The sequence below is a fragment of the Providencia sp. wls1922 genome, assembly GCF_009706505.1.
In the GTDB taxonomy this organism is placed as follows: domain Bacteria; phylum Pseudomonadota; class Gammaproteobacteria; order Enterobacterales; family Enterobacteriaceae; genus Providencia; species Providencia lanzhouensis.
Map to the genome: position 1 here is coordinate 1 of NZ_WLUG01000111.1, position 16093 is coordinate 16093.

General features: G+C 40.2%; 18 protein-coding genes. 6 read left to right on the top strand and 12 right to left on the bottom strand.

From position 1 onward, the window contains the following. From GKR71_RS16725 to GKR71_RS16745, 5 genes are all read right to left on the bottom strand, one after another. Nucleotides 1–2474: phage tail tape measure protein (locus GKR71_RS16725; RefSeq protein WP_195848985.1), on the bottom strand; the 2474-nt coding region annotated here is incomplete at its 3' end. Continuing rightward, the gene (locus GKR71_RS20145) at nt 2471–2620 is read right to left on the bottom strand and encodes a GpE family phage tail protein (protein WP_319867245.1); all 150 of its coding nucleotides are present in this window, start codon (nt 2618–2620) and stop codon (nt 2471–2473) included. The genes GKR71_RS16725 and GKR71_RS20145, both read right to left, overlap by 4 nt. After that, nucleotides 2620–2922, bottom strand: coding sequence for a phage tail assembly protein (locus tag GKR71_RS16735; protein WP_154634413.1), 303 nt, complete (start codon nt 2920–2922; stop codon nt 2620–2622). The genes GKR71_RS20145 and GKR71_RS16735 overlap by 1 nt, the downstream gene beginning before the upstream one ends. A gap of 21 nt (nt 2923–2943) precedes the next feature. After that, on the bottom strand, nt 2944–3456 hold the full coding sequence (locus tag GKR71_RS16740; protein WP_154634414.1) for a phage major tail tube protein: 513 nt from the start codon (nt 3454–3456) through the stop codon (nt 2944–2946). A gap of 12 nt (nt 3457–3468) precedes the next feature. Then, entirely contained in the window at nt 3469–4635 is a 1167-nt protein-coding gene (locus tag GKR71_RS16745; RefSeq protein WP_154634415.1) for a phage tail sheath subtilisin-like domain-containing protein, read from the bottom strand. A gap of 158 nt (nt 4636–4793) precedes the next feature. Between GKR71_RS16745 and GKR71_RS16750 the strand changes: the two genes are divergently transcribed. Next, a complete protein-coding gene (locus GKR71_RS16750; protein WP_154634607.1) occupies nt 4794–5915 on the top strand; it encodes a phage late control D family protein in 1122 nt (373 codons plus the stop codon). Here GKR71_RS16750 and GKR71_RS16755 read toward each other — a convergent pair. Next, complete coding sequence (locus GKR71_RS16755) at nt 5857–7161, bottom strand: hypothetical protein (protein ID WP_154634608.1); 1305 nt, start codon at nt 7159–7161, stop codon at nt 5857–5859. The genes GKR71_RS16750 and GKR71_RS16755 overlap by 59 nt on opposite strands. Nucleotides 7162–7238: 77 nt before the next feature. On the opposite strand from GKR71_RS16755, the gene GKR71_RS16760 reads away from it, so the two are divergent. Then, nucleotides 7239–7487 carry an ogr/Delta-like zinc finger family protein gene (locus GKR71_RS16760; RefSeq protein ID WP_154634609.1) on the top strand — a complete coding sequence of 83 codons (249 nt, stop codon included), beginning with the start codon at nt 7239–7241 and terminating at the stop codon, nt 7485–7487. 112 nt (nt 7488–7599) lie between these two features. On the opposite strand, the gene GKR71_RS16765 is transcribed toward GKR71_RS16760, so the two are convergent. Continuing rightward, a complete protein-coding gene (locus GKR71_RS16765) occupies nt 7600–8106 on the bottom strand; it encodes a DUF4431 domain-containing protein (RefSeq protein WP_154634610.1) in 507 nt (168 codons plus the stop codon). Nucleotides 8107–8211: 105 nt separating this feature from the next. Here GKR71_RS16765 and GKR71_RS16770 point away from each other — a divergent pair, with 105 nt between their 5' ends. Next, nucleotides 8212–8448, top strand: a complete 237-nt coding sequence (locus tag GKR71_RS16770; RefSeq protein WP_154634611.1) for a hypothetical protein — start codon at nt 8212–8214, stop codon at nt 8446–8448. Nucleotides 8449–8723: 275 nt separating this feature from the next. Here GKR71_RS16770 and GKR71_RS20445 read toward each other — a convergent pair whose 3' ends face one another. The 3 genes from GKR71_RS20445 to pdxR all read right to left on the bottom strand — a co-directional run bounded on the left by GKR71_RS20445 (nt 8724) and on the right by pdxR (nt 11460). Then, nucleotides 8724–9050 (bottom strand): hypothetical protein, encoded by a 327-nt coding sequence (locus GKR71_RS20445; RefSeq protein ID WP_154634612.1) that lies wholly within the window; start codon nt 9048–9050, stop codon nt 8724–8726. 246 nt (nt 9051–9296) lie between these two features. After that, nucleotides 9297–9878: a YebB family permuted papain-like enzyme gene (locus tag GKR71_RS16780; protein WP_036948113.1), complete on the bottom strand. Its 582-nt coding sequence runs from the start codon at nt 9876–9878 to the stop codon at nt 9297–9299. A gap of 94 nt (nt 9879–9972) precedes the next feature. Beyond that, a complete protein-coding gene (pdxR, locus tag GKR71_RS16785; protein WP_154634613.1) occupies nt 9973–11460 on the bottom strand; it encodes a MocR-like pyridoxine biosynthesis transcription factor PdxR in 1488 nt (495 codons plus the stop codon). Between the two features lie 102 nt (nt 11461–11562). On the opposite strand from pdxR, the gene GKR71_RS16790 reads away from it, so the two are divergent. Next, a complete protein-coding gene (locus GKR71_RS16790) occupies nt 11563–12021 on the top strand; it encodes a GNAT family N-acetyltransferase (protein ID WP_036948107.1) in 459 nt (152 codons plus the stop codon). A 63-nt stretch (nt 12022–12084) separates the two neighbouring features. Here GKR71_RS16790 and GKR71_RS16795 read toward each other — a convergent pair whose 3' ends face one another. Further along, nucleotides 12085–12624, bottom strand: coding sequence for an NADAR family protein (locus tag GKR71_RS16795; RefSeq protein WP_036948323.1), 540 nt, complete (start codon nt 12622–12624; stop codon nt 12085–12087). A gap of 216 nt (nt 12625–12840) precedes the next feature. Here GKR71_RS16795 and GKR71_RS16800 point away from each other — a divergent pair, with 216 nt between their 5' ends. After that, nucleotides 12841–13749, top strand: a complete 909-nt coding sequence (locus tag GKR71_RS16800) for an AEC family transporter (RefSeq protein ID WP_036948104.1) — start codon at nt 12841–12843, stop codon at nt 13747–13749. Nucleotides 13750–13827: 78 nt separating this feature from the next. Here the strand turns inward: GKR71_RS16800 and GKR71_RS16805 are convergent, their stop codons facing one another. After that, a complete protein-coding gene (locus tag GKR71_RS16805; RefSeq protein WP_132495912.1) occupies nt 13828–14160 on the bottom strand; it encodes an MliC family protein in 333 nt (110 codons plus the stop codon). Between the two features lie 458 nt (nt 14161–14618). Here GKR71_RS16805 and GKR71_RS16810 point away from each other — a divergent pair, with 458 nt between their 5' ends. Beyond that, a complete protein-coding gene (locus GKR71_RS16810) occupies nt 14619–16079 on the top strand; it encodes an AMP nucleosidase (RefSeq protein ID WP_154599346.1) in 1461 nt (486 codons plus the stop codon). The last annotated feature ends 14 nt before the right edge of the window (nt 16080–16093 follow it).

Below are 16093 nucleotides of genomic sequence, written 5' to 3' on the forward strand. Positions count from 1 at the left end.
GCGGCAGCTTCGGCAGCAGAGGGGATAACACCGAGTTTTTCAAGTATCCAGCCAAGACCTTTGGCGACTTGCTGTATTGGCCAGAATAGGGCGCTGATGGATTTACCAACCACGTCACCAAATACCTGTCCTGCTTCAGTACAGGATTTTAATTCTTCCGCGGATAGCTGGACGGGAGACAATAATTCTTTAAACCAATTCCATACCTTGCTGACGGCATTTGAAATGCCATCAAATAGTGGTACGAATGGGGCAAAGGTGGCGCTGAATGCCTCCCCTATCGGGGAAAGAGCTGACGTGAAACCATCCCAAAACCTACTAAAAAAGGCTTTAATTGGTTCCCAATATTTATAAATCAGCACGCCAGCCGCCACGATGGCTGCGACAAATAACCCAACAGGACTCAATAACAAGGAAAAACCGCCCCCAATAACACCAATCGCGTTACTACCGGCGGTCATTAAGCTACCAAACCCAACAGTGGCAAGTCCTTGAATTCCAGAGCCAAGAGCCGTTAATGCCCCTAATGGATTGGTGAATAACAAAGAAAGGGCGCCACCGGTAGAGGTCGCGCCGGCTAAAATACTCGTAAATCCGGTTCGACCAAGTGTCATCACGCCAGATGAAAGCTGGCTAACTGCCGCTTTAGCATTGCCAAAGATAGGCAACCAATCACGCACGCTGCGACCTGTTTTTCCAATAGAGGGAATTAAACTTTTTAAGCCAAACGAAAACGAACCTAATTTAGGAATAAGTCCACCGAGGCCCCGGCCACCGGTGAGCATAAACACACTTAATCGCATCGCAGCAAATGGTACAATAACCGCCGCGGCTGTAAGAGCCAATGCACCGAGTGCAGTGACTAATGTTGCGATGGCAATCCCTCCGACAGCAAGGGCTTGCGTCATTTTCGGGTGTGCTTTCATCCATTGGCCAACTTGACCAATAAAGCCTGTCAGTGATTGAGTGACACGGCGCAAGGGGGAGTCGATATTTTCTTGGATCTCAATACCGAGATCTTCCCATGCGGATTGCAACTGTTTCAGGTCACCTTTTAAATTATCAATCTTAACTTTAGCGTTTTTATCGGCTTCACCCTCGGCACCCATATTGGCGGTTTTCAGTGCGTCATAGCGGCCATTCATTACAGCATCAATGACGGCGCCCATACCGACCATCGCTTCTTCGCCGAAAATATCTTTTTTCATGCGAATTTGGCTGGCTTGGTCAAATTTACGCATACTTTTGCCAACGTCTTTTAAAATATCATCGGCATCGCGGAGTTTTCCGCTGGCATCTTTAACACTTACACCCAGTTTATCTAGGGCTGCTTGCCCTTTGCCGACTGGGGCAACCATACGCGATAAGCCGGCGCGGAGCGATGTACCAGCCATACTGCCACGAATACCGTTATCTGCCATGGTTCCTGCCATTGCTGCCATGCTTTCAAGACTAACGCCAAGTTGTGCTGCAATAGGGCCTGCATAGGTCATGGTTTCACCGAGTTGGCGTAAATCGGTATTACTGCGGGTAAACGTAGCGGTGAGCACGTCAGAAACGCGGTTCATTTCACCAGCTTTCAATTGAAATTGAGTCAGGACGTTTGAACCAATATCGGAGGCTTCACCAAGATCCATATCACCGGCTAACCCCATATTTAGTACGCCACCCAATGCTGCCTTAATTGCATCCGGTGTAAAACCAGCCATCGCCAAAAACTTTTGACCAGCGGCAACGTCAGTGGAGGTATACGCTGTACTGGAGCCCAGTTCTCGGGCTTGTTGGCGTAACATGGCCAGCTGAGGAGAATTCTTATCTAATCGGGTGAGGGCTTGAACCGTTGACATACCCTCATCAAAGTCTCGACCAGGGGCAGTGATCCGCGCACCGGCATACAGCGCACCCGCACCGCTTGCGGTAGCAATCGCACCGCCAGTGGCTAATTTATTACGTAGTTCTTTTGATTTGGCATATTGGCTTTGCGCCCGTGTGACCGCGTTAAGCCGGCGGCGTTGTTCATCCAGTTGGCGGTTATAAATTTCGGTGCGTCGGGTGACTTGTGCCGTCGCATCACTGCTTTGTCGTGCTGATACTCCATGGCGATAGAGTGACGCTGTCACGTTATTAAGCTTTTGTTTCTCTTTGTCGAGTGTGCGGCCGTAGCTGTCACGCTCTAACCGTGCAGCGGCTAAGGCTTTCTTTTGTTCTTCGGTTTGCTGTGTCAGTGGTGGGTATTGGTCACGTAACGCCTTAACCTTATTTTTGGCCGTTTCGTAGGCTTGTGAGTTTTTATTAACAGAATTAGAAAGCCGTTCGAATGTTTTCGATTGGCCTTGTAAATTACGGATTGATGCGTGAGTGGCTTTGATTTGAGTTGCTAACCCTGCCGCGCTGCGTTGTGCAGCATTGACAGGGGATGACAACTTATTCGCAGCACTTAACGACACTTTGATATTTAAATTGCGGTCACTCATGATTCATTTCCTGTTCTGGCGGCTGCGCGTTTATGCCATAACAGGATTTCGCCAACCGTCATGGCGTCATATTCAGACGGCGCCCAGTGGAAAACGGTGGCGATATCAGCGATTAACTCGTCCGTTTCAATATTCGGGCACTCAATTACTCGTCCGCGTTGTCTGTCATTTCTGGCGGGGAGCTCGGTACTAAAAAATTGGCAATACCGGTGGCGAGTGCATTAAATGAGGGAATAGGGAGTTGTAAAACATCACGCTCACTTAAGCGTGGTGAGGTAACACGCGGCAGCAACTTAATCAGTGAGTCCACATCGGAAGTCATCACGTCATACAGTTTTAAACCACGTAGCGCACCAACCTGTTTCATGGTGTCTGTGATCGTGATTTCAGTCACTTCCTGACCTGATTCTAATTTGAACGATGTATCTAGTTGAATAACTTCAGCCATAGTAAATATTCCTATTAAAAATTAGTGGCCAATATTGGCGCGATGTTTTTCTAGCATGTCTTTGCCGTTGACTTTCCACACCATGTTTAACAAATCCACCTCAAACGTTTCTTTGTTATTGATGGTGATTTTGCAGTAGGTGTTTTTGATGGTGTATTTGTGTTGCGTGTTATCGCCGGCTTTTGCACTACCAAAATCAAGTTCAGTAAAGCGCCCGCGGGTTTGAATTTCACACGGGATGGATTCGCCAGTTGAATCATTGTAGTAAGAGCCCGCAAAACGAAATTGCTTACCATCAATCGTGGCGCCCCAGCTTTCCAATAATTCAGCCAGCAAGCCGCCCATAGTGGCTTCCATATCTAACGCGCCTGAATCCAAGCCCATCATTACCGCAACAGAACCCACCATACCGGCACCCTGATAATCTTCCGTTTTCAGTGATAACTTTGGCGGGGTGACTTCTTCTACTTGTCCAAGGTAGGTTTGACCATCAATAAACAGATCAAACAAAAAGAGTTTTTTAGGCATACCCATAATTCAAATTCCTTAGCCGAGTTGGTCAAAAACAGCGAAATACTCGTCAGTGAATTCCTGCGTTAAAGACAGATTTTCCAGTGGCGGTACGGGAGTGTACTTGTAGCGTATGTGTGACTTACCATCGCGTAAATTTTCTTTCGGGTTATCTGATGGGTCATACCAACATTGGAACCCTAATAAACGGCCTTGCGTGACGAGTTGCGCGCCTTTGCTGTTGATCCCATCAACAATATCTTTCACCAATGAGGGGGTGAGAGTTTTGTCGATATAACTAAAATGCGCCTCGGCGATCATTTCAGCCAAAATTTGTGCGGTACGGGTAAATACTTCAAAGGTATAGATTTCTTTGTCGCCGCTGCGATTACCCCAAATACGAAAGCCATCACGTTTAATTAGCGTGGTAATTTGGTGACTGTTTAAATCGTTGGCGTCGGTGTCTTTACCTTGTAACGTCCAGTAAATATCCGCGCTAATACCCAGAACACCATTAACCGGCACGTTAGAAATCGACTTATGCCAACCTTGCTCCGCATCAATCTTGGCACGTAAACCAATGGCGTAAGCGGTGGCGGGGATAACTTCGTTTTGGCCACTTTCCTTGTTGTAGGCGATAAAGTCAGGATAGATGATCATCACTTCGCGCTGATTGAAATCCTCGCGGTATTTTTTAGCTTCGGCGATAGTTTTACAGCCATTGGCGCTGATATAGGCAAAAGCTTTAATTTGCTCGGCAAAAATTGCAAGCTGCATGGCAACGGGTTTGGTATCGAGTTTTGGCACAGCCAAAATACGCGGGCGCTCATCGACATTCGCTTCAGCGGTTAGCAATGCATAAAGGCCAGTATAGCGACCATCATTACCTGTACCGCCAATCACTAATTGGTCTTGGGTCTTTTCGCTGCCTTCTTTCGCCTCAGCGACACGCACAACCACTATTTTTGGGCTGCACTGGTCATCAATGGCTTTCAATGTGGTGTAAAGCGTACCGGTTTTACCCGCTTTGCTGAGTACCGTTTTAATGCGTGTGACTAACACGGGGGTATCGAGTGGGAACGCCTCGGGGTCGGCATCTTCTGCGGTGCAGACAATCCCAATCACAGAAGTGTCAATATCTCGAATAAGGGTGCTGAGGTCGGTGGTTTCATGGACTTCAACACCGTGATGATATACGGTCATCGTTATTATCTCCTGATGTCTATTTATCTTTATTCTCAGGGATGTTTAGTAACAAATCATGCACTTAGGGTTCTCACAGGCACAAGAGAACCACGGATGATTGCTCACTTACGCGCGCGACGACAATCTAGGCGTATTGAATTGGCTAGGTGGTGAATATGTCTTTTACGGATTGGAAAGAGGGGAATTTGGTCAAAGTTCCTGCCTTTGATTTAACGGTCGGTGGCGTGCAGCTCCTGAGCGTCAATGACCGGCTTATGTCATTAACATTAACGGATAATCGCGGTTTTGAAGCCGATACTTTAGAACTCACTATCGATGATACCGACGGTAAAATTGCGTTACCGGCGCGTGGGGTTGAGATTTCAGTTTCCCTGGGCTGGCAAGGTGAAGCCTTGATACATAAAGGCATGTATACCGTTGATGAAATTAGTCACTCAGGCCCTCCCGATCAAATCACGGTAACCGCCCGTAGCGCGGACTTTCGGCAAGATTTTAACGTTAAACGGGAATACAGTTGGCACGATATCAAAGTGCCTGATGTGGTGAGCGCGATAGCGGGGCGCTATAACCTTAAACCCGCCGTTAGCAAACAATTGATGCACATTGAAATTGATCACGCTGATCAAACCAATGAGAGCGATATTAGCTTTTTAACGCGTATGGCTGAAATGCTCGGTGCGATAGCCACCATTAAAAACGGCAGTTTGTTATTTATCGTGCCTAATCAGGGTGTCACGCAAAGCGGCAAGCCGTTATCGGTGATCACCCTCATGCGGGAAAGTGGGGATAGGCATTATTTCCGATTGGCTGACCGGCAAGCGTACACCGGTGTACAAGCTTATTGGCTAGATTTGAACTATGGCAAACAAAAGAAAACCAATCTTAAACGCAAGCAAAAGCCAAAAAAAGAGAAGTCGAGCAAGAAAGAGGGCGATTACATCGAGGGCGCCGAGGGAAATGTTTTTGTGATGCGACAAACCTTTAAAAACGAGCAATCCGCTAAACGTGCCGCCGCGGCCAAGTGGTCAAAATTACAAAGGGGCGTAGCAGAATTTAATATCACCTTGGCTGAGGGACGTGCTGATCTTTACCCTGAAATGCCCGTCACGGTAACCGGTTTTAAACCGACTATTGATAGTCACCAATGGGTGATTAGCCGTGTTGTTCATCAAATCAATGAGCACGGCTTTATCACAAGTCTAGAGTTAGAAATAAGGGTCAAAGATGTTGGTATTGATGAAGGGTGGGTTCCTCAGAGGTTGGTGTTATTTTTATAAACTTATCCTTTTCAACTAGGTTCACATCGTCATTGTTGACAAATATACATTTAGAGTGAATTTTTTTAGATTCAAAGAAATTTAATTCGATTTTATTAATTAATAAATCTATGTTTTCATATTCACAGAAAATCGATTTTTCGTATAATTGAAATGCATTGAAAGCAATCATTTGTATCTTATCCTGTTTAATAGGGATAGGTGTTTTAGGGCTAGCCCACTTACTCGCTGAAATTTCTATTTTAGTTGTGTTAATAAATTGCATTGTATTAAAAGAACGGTAAGCAATAACATCAACAATATTTGTGATCAAGAAAAAAAATAAAAAATATGTAGCAAATGCAATTGATTTAATTGACTTTGTTTTCATTTTTTTCAATGAAATTATATTTGGCAATATGTATATAAAAAAAAGTAAAAGTGAAAATGGAATTAGAGTATCTTTAAATTTCAGGTCATCATCTAAGTTTTTAATTATGGATTTTGAAGTAATAAAAGATAGAAGCAAAATGGAAATTGATATCATTAAAAGAAAGGCTGTTTTATCTATTCTTTTTGCTTGTTTTATTTTTAAGTCAGAATTCGTTTTTTTAGTGAATAGGGATTGTATCTTATTAATGTTGAAGGTTATTTCAACTATTGTAATAGAAATAAAAATAAATGCTGGAACAGGTATGAACCCATGAATGGAGTTATAGTGAAAATAATATAAAGAAGAAAGTGTAAGTGTAATTAAAATGGAGATGATTGATTTTAATTTCAACTTTTTAAATGTTTCATCTCTGAGTTTAATGAATTTTAGTGGGGGTGCTGAAGGTATGCTTAGTATTATGAAGTTAAATGAAAGTAACAGAACGATTCCTAGGAGCTGAATGTAGGAAGCCGCATTATTTATTAAGCTTAATAGTGATATAAATAAAATTGGGTTTAGAAAAATTACTATCCCATATGATAATTTAGATAACCTAAATGGATTGATGTTTTTTTTGCTATTTAGTGAGGTTTGAATTAATTTAAAAAACAAAAAAGGAACTATATAAAGTAAAAAAATCAAAAACAACCATCCTGTTGATATTACTAATAAATATGGATATAAATAAATTTCACTTATGAGAAATGAAAAGAATCGCTGTGCATCTAATTGGCTTAGGTATCTGAATAATAAAAAAGGAGAAATAAATAGGTATAGAGAAGTTAATGAGATGACTATAGGTATTATAGTCCATATAGATTGTTTTTGTTTCATGATAAGTCCCTTTAATTGATTTTTGCCATAAATAGATTAACCTAACTTAAGGCATACTCCAAACCCAAGGTTAAAAAATGGCGTTCAATTGTCCCCTGTGTGGCGCTGTGACCTATACCAAAACCAGTAAATCCATGAGTAGTGAAACCCGTAGAAGCTATCACCAATGTCAAAACATGCTGTGTGGCTGCTCTTTTACGACAATAACCTCAGTGGAGATTTATCTAACAAAAACTATTCCACAAGAGTTACCTGAAGGCTTTGAGATCCCGATGGATGAGTTACCTAGATCACATCGAGGAGAAAAGCAGATGGAGATGTTTTGATGGATGAGTAGTAGAATGTATTCATATTACTCATCTTTTCAATTTATGGAAAATATAAATCAGTTTAGATATTAACTTGCTATACAGACTTCATAAGACTGTAATCAGCGAACTATTTTAAAATTTGAATAGAGTTAACATCCAAAAGCGCTTTAGTTTTATGGTGGCCAGTATGACCAAAGAAAATTTCCCCATCAACCTTTACATACTTTCCGAGTAAATCTAAGCGGTTATTATAAATTTCAGCAGTAAGGCATAATTGAAAGGCGCAGGACTTACCATTGTCACGTAGTTCGTTAGTTTCTATGCATCTACCAACTAAGCTTATTGGTTCATTGGTATATAGTATCCAGTAGAATTGAGGTACATCACCATTATCTATTGACTCATAATTTGGAGGGCCAGGAAAAAGTTCTTCTCGAACTTTTCCATAAAGTGTTGTAGTTTGCCCATCCAATAACTCTTTAGGAAGATTTGATTTGTTTTGAAATTTAGTATTCTTCGATCTAAATATTCTATGTCGAGTATTTTGAGATAGAAAAATCCCTATAAATGCTAGGATGATTGAGGTTATAACCCCGACTCCTTGCCAAGTATTACTAGATAAAAAATCAATCAAAACTTGTACCCCATAATATGTTATGTGTTATATGGATATCATAGCAAAAAGGTTATCCAGAGTAATTACAGATGGTTATATTTTAATTTATAAAGAAAAATAATTATGTTTAATGATGATACTGAATACGAATTATCAAGAGGCAGCGACATAGTTAGAGACGGTATGTATCTTGAACTAACTATGGCAAATACTGACCCAGTGTTACAACTGGCTGAAGTTTTTTACTCGGATGTTACTCACCAATTCACATTAACTTGCTATGAACCAAATATTCCTTTGGCTATTATCGAAGACTTGATTGAACAGGCTAAAAAACTTCTCCCACCCATTGAAAAATAAGTAAAATAAAAAGCCTCTTGTCAAAAGAGGCTTCTCAAGTGTGGTCAATATGTGGACATTGACTGTTGACTAAGTCCTTTTATATCAATCACCTAATTCACTTTTATAACGCTGCATTGAGCGCATTTGACTACCTTATCCGCACAAGTACCAGAACCGCTGAATAGCTCATAGTTTAGCGGGTTGTAGCCAAAAGGCACTCGGGGGCGAGTGCCTTTTTTTTGTGGTTCTAATAATCAAGATAAGTAAGGCAATTTCATTAATATAATTGCTAATCACTTTACCCACACATCCACAACTCTAGCCACCACTGGTAGTAATTGAGTCAATATCACACTACCCACAAACCATAAAATGATTTTATTGGCGCTGGCGGCTAAAGCTTCTTTGGTGGAATAGTTGGATTTAATTATGGCGATATTGGTTTTGACTTCATGCAGATCATTTTTCATTTTATCGATCTCTTTTTCTAAGCTATTTAACTTTGAATCCATATTATTTTCCCCATGAGATGCTCTTGGATGATGTTGTTTAAATGAATTATCGCTGTAAGAAACAAATAACATTAAAGGGACTTGTTTTTCTCGGAATTGATTCGCCATTGCGTTTCTCCTCAATCCTTTTACTGAACGTGCTCATCCATTAATTGCGTTTTGAACAAACGAACGGGCATAAAAATCGGTGTATGGGGTAGGAGGGTATTTTGATGAGGAAATAGAGTCAAAAAATAGCGTGAAGATAGTGCTGAAGTTACTCCTAAAAACGTTGAGTTGCTAGCTAAAGCCCTGTGGTTCAGGGCTCTTTATCTGTGTAGTCAGAGTCAATCAATCAGTTGTTAAATGCAGGGATTAATGAATATCTTCGTGACTACGGTACACCAAAGAAAGCTCTGGATGATGCCATAAGCTAGCAGGGGTGACGGTCGTGCGCTCCCAAGGAATGGAACCAATAAACCACAGCTTCCAGAATTTTAATTTGGCATTCGGATTTTTTGTTAATAATTCTTGGAAAGTTTCGATTTCACCAATACGAATAGATAGGGCAGATTGGTAAATGTCGAATACAAATTTGGAACAAAACTGGCGTGATGAATCGTATTTAAATCCTGTATGGTAAAACTTATTTAATCGTGGAAAAACTTGTGTCACTAACGCTTGTTTTTGTGCCTCGGTTAAATGTGTGGATAAGCGGCGCACACTGTAACGATGCTCAGATGAGCGGGCAATAAAACGGGATAATGTGGTGGTAGTCGATAAAGGAATGCGGCTTTCAGCCACTAAATAATCGTCACCATCATGACCGATGATCATGCCCACATGGTTACTCCAACACTTTGATGCAGAAGCTATTTGGCGAAAAACTTCAGTGCCGATACTGGTGAAAACAATGTCACCGATTTCCAGTTCATATGGGTAGCTTATTTTTGTCATAGACACCTCAATAGAGTGAAAAGTTACATTGAGGTCATCTTATAAGCCGTCCAATACTAGCGGCAATCGGAATTGCGGCGAATATCATTTCTGTTTAACTTGGGTATATTTTCAACAATGCCTCACTTAATAACTGAATATTCTGGATGACTTTTTGTTCAGTGTGGGCGGCATATCCAAATAGAATGGCATCATTATTTTGGCTGTTAATACAATAACGAGATAATGGTTGTGCACCAAAACCAAGGTTACGACACTGTTCTAGGATAATCTCTAAGTTATAGCCTTTTCTTACCCAACAGACGGTATGAATTCCTGAATCATTCATTTGGGCATCAAAAATATGCGGGAGATATTGATTGATGGATTGGCAAAAAGCAGTTTGGCGTTCATAACAAATTTTGCGGATCTTACGAATATGTCTCGCGTAATGACCTTCTTGAATAAACTGCGCTAAAGCGGCTTGTTCTAAATAACTACAATGACTGTCACTGTAATATTTCATCATCGTAAAAGCTTCACTCAGACTTTCTGGCACAATTAAAAATCCAAGGCGAAAACCGGGATACATCATTTTAGAAAATGTACCGGCATATATAACACGTTGATGATTATCAAGCCCTTGTAAGGCTTGAATCGGTTTGGATAGAAAGCGAAATTCGCTGTTGTAATCGTCCTCAAATATCCAAGCATTGTTCTGTTGCGCCCAATCTAATAGTGCAAGACGGCGGGGTAAACTTAAAGTTGTTCCAAGTGGAAATTGATGTGATGGTGTGGTGTAAATCAGTTTGGCATCACCATGATGTGCAGCCGCGTATTCAATATTCATTCCTTCATTATCGGAAGGGATTGGTGAAATATTGGCGCCAGCGGCGGTTAAAATTGCACGAGCACTATCATAACCAGGGTCATCGAGCCAAACAGTATCGCTTTGTTTTAATAAGACTTTAGCTACTAAATTTATTGCCTGCTGAGTTCCGTTGACGATAATAATTTGCTTGTCATTGCAATGAACACCTCGGGTTGAACGCACATAATCAGCTAATAATTTTTTGAGTGGTATATAGCCATCAGGATGATTATAGTGCGTGATATCATGCTTGGATTTTCGCCAAACTCTTCCTAATAACCGCCCCCAAAGGTCATGGGGAAACTGATCAACACAACCAACGCCAATATTAAATATTGAGCGCTTATTGGTATTTGGACGTGATTGTTCCCAAAGTGGCTGAAGGTTATTCAATATGGAGTTCAGATAAAGTGCAGGATTCTTTTGTTGGGAAGCCGCCTGTTTGGTGCTGATTGGACGAACTAGCTCATCAGGAATTTGTGCAGAAACATAGGTTCCAGAGCCTTGCTTTGAATATAAATAGCCTTCATCGATTAAGCGTTCAAACCCTGCAATTACCGAGTTACGAGAAATTGACATCATCTCAGCTAGAGCCCGAGTCGAAGGTAATTTTAGGCCAGCAGCAATTCGTCCATCCAATATTGCATTACGGATCGTATGGTAAACTCCTTCATTAATTCGACCCTGTTCAATTAATAACAGTGGGAACTGAGCTTGCTGCTTTCGTCTCATAAGTGGATCCTAAATAAATAACAAAAGTGTATCTTATACAGTACCAGATAGCTCTGTACTATAACCTCATTCAGTTATATGTCTACAAATGGAAGGGTTATTATGAATAATGCAGAACTACCGGTATCTATTGAGTTTGTTTCCCCTGAGCACTACCCAGAATGGTTAGTTTATTGGTTGGAATATCAAAAATTTTATCAAGTGGATTTAAGCGAAGAAATTACATTAAAAGCATGGGCTCGTTTCTTCGACGAAAAAGAACCAATGCACTGTGCTGTCGCATTAGAAGGGAGCAAAGTAGTTGGTTTTGTGAACTATCTTTACCACCGTTCCACTTGGGCAGAAAATGATTTTTGTTATTTAGAAGATCTTTATGTGACCCCTGAAGTTCGTGGCCGCCATGTAGGGAAGCAATTAATTGAGTTTGTTCAGCAACAAGCGCAGCAGAAACAGTGTGGACGTTTATATTGGCATACCCAGGAAACCAATTTACGTGGACAAAAGTTATACAATTGGGTAGCAGAAAAACCGGGTGTTATTGAATATAGAATGCCACTATAAATGAGTATTCAATAAAATGAAGACCCGCTGTTTGATAACAGCGGGATATTTGTGCTAAAAATCTTAATTGGCTAATTGTGTCCGTACTTCCATTAATGCAAAGCCCAATAAATTTAAGCCTTTCCACGTAAGCGGATTTTCAATATTCTCCGTATCTTCCGCTAAACCAATTCCCCATATTTTATCGACAGGGCTCGCTTCCACAAGGACACGCTCATTGGTTGCCAATAAGAACTGCTTTAGCGCGTCATTTTGAGAAAACTTGGCTAAATTAGCTTTTACAACAATATCAAATCGGTTTGCATCCCAAATATCTTGTTTAAAGCCACGAACTTCTCGTCCAAAGGCTTTGGCTGCTCCAGGATTCGGAGCATGGATAATTTTTTGCAGAATTTCACTATCACCAAATAAACGCGCTTTTTCTGCCATCATAAAATGTTCAGCACTGGCGAAACGGTTACCATCAACGATAAAAGGGGCGGGATACCATTGGCTAAAACAGCTTTTTGTAATTTGCTGTTGTTTGGATTGATGCCCCCAGAAAAAGACATACTTAAATTTCTTACCAGTTCGGTAGAGCTTACAAAGGTTTTTTATATCCATAGGACTAACTTGAAAAATAATAATTAGATTTAATGAGAGTAACGATAAATAAATGTGTTGGCTATCGGAAAAAGCTGCACTGTATTTTTGAATAAAGCTCACACTCTGGAAAGGTATCTATATGTATCGCTTTTTTTAACTAACGTCTCATTGATTTTAACGATATAGTCACATTTATCAATTCATAATGGTTTGAAAAAAAAGAATTTCTTAATCATGGAAAAGATCTTACTCGTGTTGTGGCCGTTGTTTGCTCTCATCGCAATGGGTTTTGTTTTACGTAGAACAGCACTATTTTCTGCCGATTTTTGGCCTAGCGCAGAAAAACTCAATTACTTTATTTTATTTCCTGCATTATTAATAAACAGTTTGGCGAGTGCGCCACTCAATAATCCCAAATTACCCTATCTTGCCTGCGCCATTTTTTTCATCCTTGCTGTAAGTTCACTGCTTGTCGTGATAAATAAATATTTATTTAGAATACCAATCCCACGATTTGGAGCTCACATTCAAGGAATCATTCGTTTTAATACTTATTTAGGATTGGCGATTGTTGCGGATCTTTTTGGATCAGAAGGGATTGCGATTTCAGCGGTGATTATGGCGATTTTAGTTCCCAGCTGTAATGTTATTGCGGTACTGTCGTTAAGTGCAGGAAAAAAAGTTTCATTAAAGCAGTTAGCCATGCCTATTGTGAAAAACCCATTGATTATTTCTTGTGTCGTAGGAATATTATTAAATTTATTACCGATAGGTTTACCATTTGGGTCTGATCAATTTTTAAAATTATTGGCAGCAGCCAGCTTACCTTTGGGGCTAATTTGCATTGGTGGGGCATTACAAACAGCAACGCTCAGAAAAGAGTTTAAGCCTATTATGGTTTCAACATTGTTTCGCTTGCTTGCTATGCCTATTCTAGCCTCATTTACGGCTTATTTATTTGAATTACCTACATTAGAAAGTGTGCTTTTAGTTATCTTTTTCTCCATACCTACTGCACCAACATCCTATATTTTAACTAAGCAACTTAATGGAGATAGTCAATTAATGGCGGGGATCATTACTTTCCAAACTATTTTTGCCGTTATTACATTACCGCTAGTTTTAACATTAATTACCCAATAAGATTATTTTTATATAAAAAAGCAGCATCATAATTATTGCTATGCTGCTTTTTACGATTACGTGTAGTTAGATATGCAATTATTTAACCAGTTTACAATCACGACCTTTATCGTCAGAAATACGGTTATTAACAGCATCATCTTCAGAAATAGTGGCTAAGTTTAACCCTGCTTTGCTGCTCCATAGTTGGAAGTTTTCACCAACATAGCGAGCGCCACTCGCGGCTTCTTTGCTTTTCAGTAAAATCAGTTCATCGCTGTAAAGCATCACTGCTGTATCTTGATTAGGGAAAGAAACTTTAATTTTTTGTCCATCACAGTTATAAGTCTGTGTTTTCGCTGCAAATGCAGATGAAGAAGCAGCCAAAATTGATAATGCAGCGATAGAAGAAACTAAAAGTGTTTTTTTCATTGGATTTCCTTAATACCTTTTAAGTATTTATACCAGCGTTCATAAACATTGAAACCATAAGCTACAGCGACATAGTATTACTTTTAAATATACATTGTATAAACATTTATTCACTATTTGATGAAATTTAATAATATTCTTAATTTCGGGTCTATTCCTTTATTAAATAATATTACAAATATCGTAGAGGATGTTTTTTCTGAAGGTTAATAATTCATTTAAGGTTTAAAATAATCTATAAGCACTATCTTAAAGTTGATTTAAATACTTTTTTTTCTAATTTTAATTAATCTTGAAATTGGTGATAGGTAAAAATAGCTAAATAACAAATAGGATAAACGAAAATTTTAACTTATTAAATTTTCAAGGATTAAATGCAATTTCTTGTGAGTGTTCGATGAATAACATACACTGAAGGCGTAAATTTTACGTCATTTGATAAGGAGTTAAGCGTGTCTTTGGAACAATGCCGAAAATATGAAAATCTTTCTATAGAAGAGACAATCGAAACACTCTCATTACTCTATTCAAATGCCATTGAAGCCTTGAGAAATGCCATTGCAACCTATGTTGATAAAGGGACATTACCGGATGTTAACGCACGAGAAAATGGGTTGTTTGCCTACCCTGAGTTGTGTGTAACTTGGGAAGGAAAGGTTGATCATTGTGAAAAAACGCGAGCTTATGCCCGTTTTGTGAAACGGGGAGATTACAGTATTACTGTGACCCAACCTGACTTGTTTCGAGCTTACCTCGTTGAGCAATTGACCATTTTTCAACAAGATTATGACGTATCTTTTGCAGTTCGTCCGTCTAAGACTGAAATTCCATATCCATTTGTGATTGATGGTTCAGATTTAATTCTTGATAGAAGTATGAGTAGCAGTTTAGCCGCTCATTTTCCTATTACAGATCTCTCTCATATCAGTGATGATATTACAGATGGTTTATATCATGTGACGGATGATATGCCATTATCCCACTTTGATGCACTCCGCGTAGATTTCTCTTTAGCGCGACTAAAACATTATACGGGAACTCCACCTGAGCATGTTCAGCCTTATATTTTGTTTACCAACTATAACCGCTATGTTGATGAGTTTGTGAATTGGGCCTGTGAGCAAATTCGTGATCCAGAAAGCCGCTATATCGCGTTATCTTGTGTAGGGCATAATTATTTAACCGCTGAAAATGCCGATCCTCAATTTGCTACATCCGATTTAACATGGAAAAAATTCCAAATGCCTGCATATCATCTGATTGCACGTGATGGCGGAGGAATTACATTAGTGAATATTGGCGTTGGTCCAGCAAACGCGAAAAACATTTGCGACCATTTAGCAGTATTGCGTCCTCACACGTGGCTAATGATAGGTCACTGTGGTGGGCTGCGTGAAAGCCAAAAAATAGGTGACTATGTTCTAGCTCACGCCTATTTACGTGATGACCATATTTTAGATGATGTATTACCACCAGATATTCCTATTCCAAGTATTGCTGAAGTTCAGCGGGCGCTTTATGACGCCACTAAACAGGTAAGTAATATGCCTGGTGAACTAGTTAAACAGCGTTTACGTACGGGAACTGTGGTTACAACCGATGACCGTAACTGGGAATTAAGATTTTTTGCAACCGCACGCAGATTTAGCCTTAGTCGAGCCGTTGCTGTGGATATGGAAAGTGCCACCATTGCCGCACAAGGTTACCGTTTCCGTGTCCCATATGGCACATTACTTTGCGTTTCGGACAAGCCGATTCACGGGGAAATCAAACTGCCGGGACAAGCAAATAGTTTTTATGAAGGCGCAATATCGGAGCATCTACAAATTGGGATCCGTGCCATCGATCTGCTACGACAAGAAGGTGATAAGCTACACTCCCGAAAATTAAGAACATTCGACGAGCCGCCATTTAGATAATCTAGAGGAGGGAA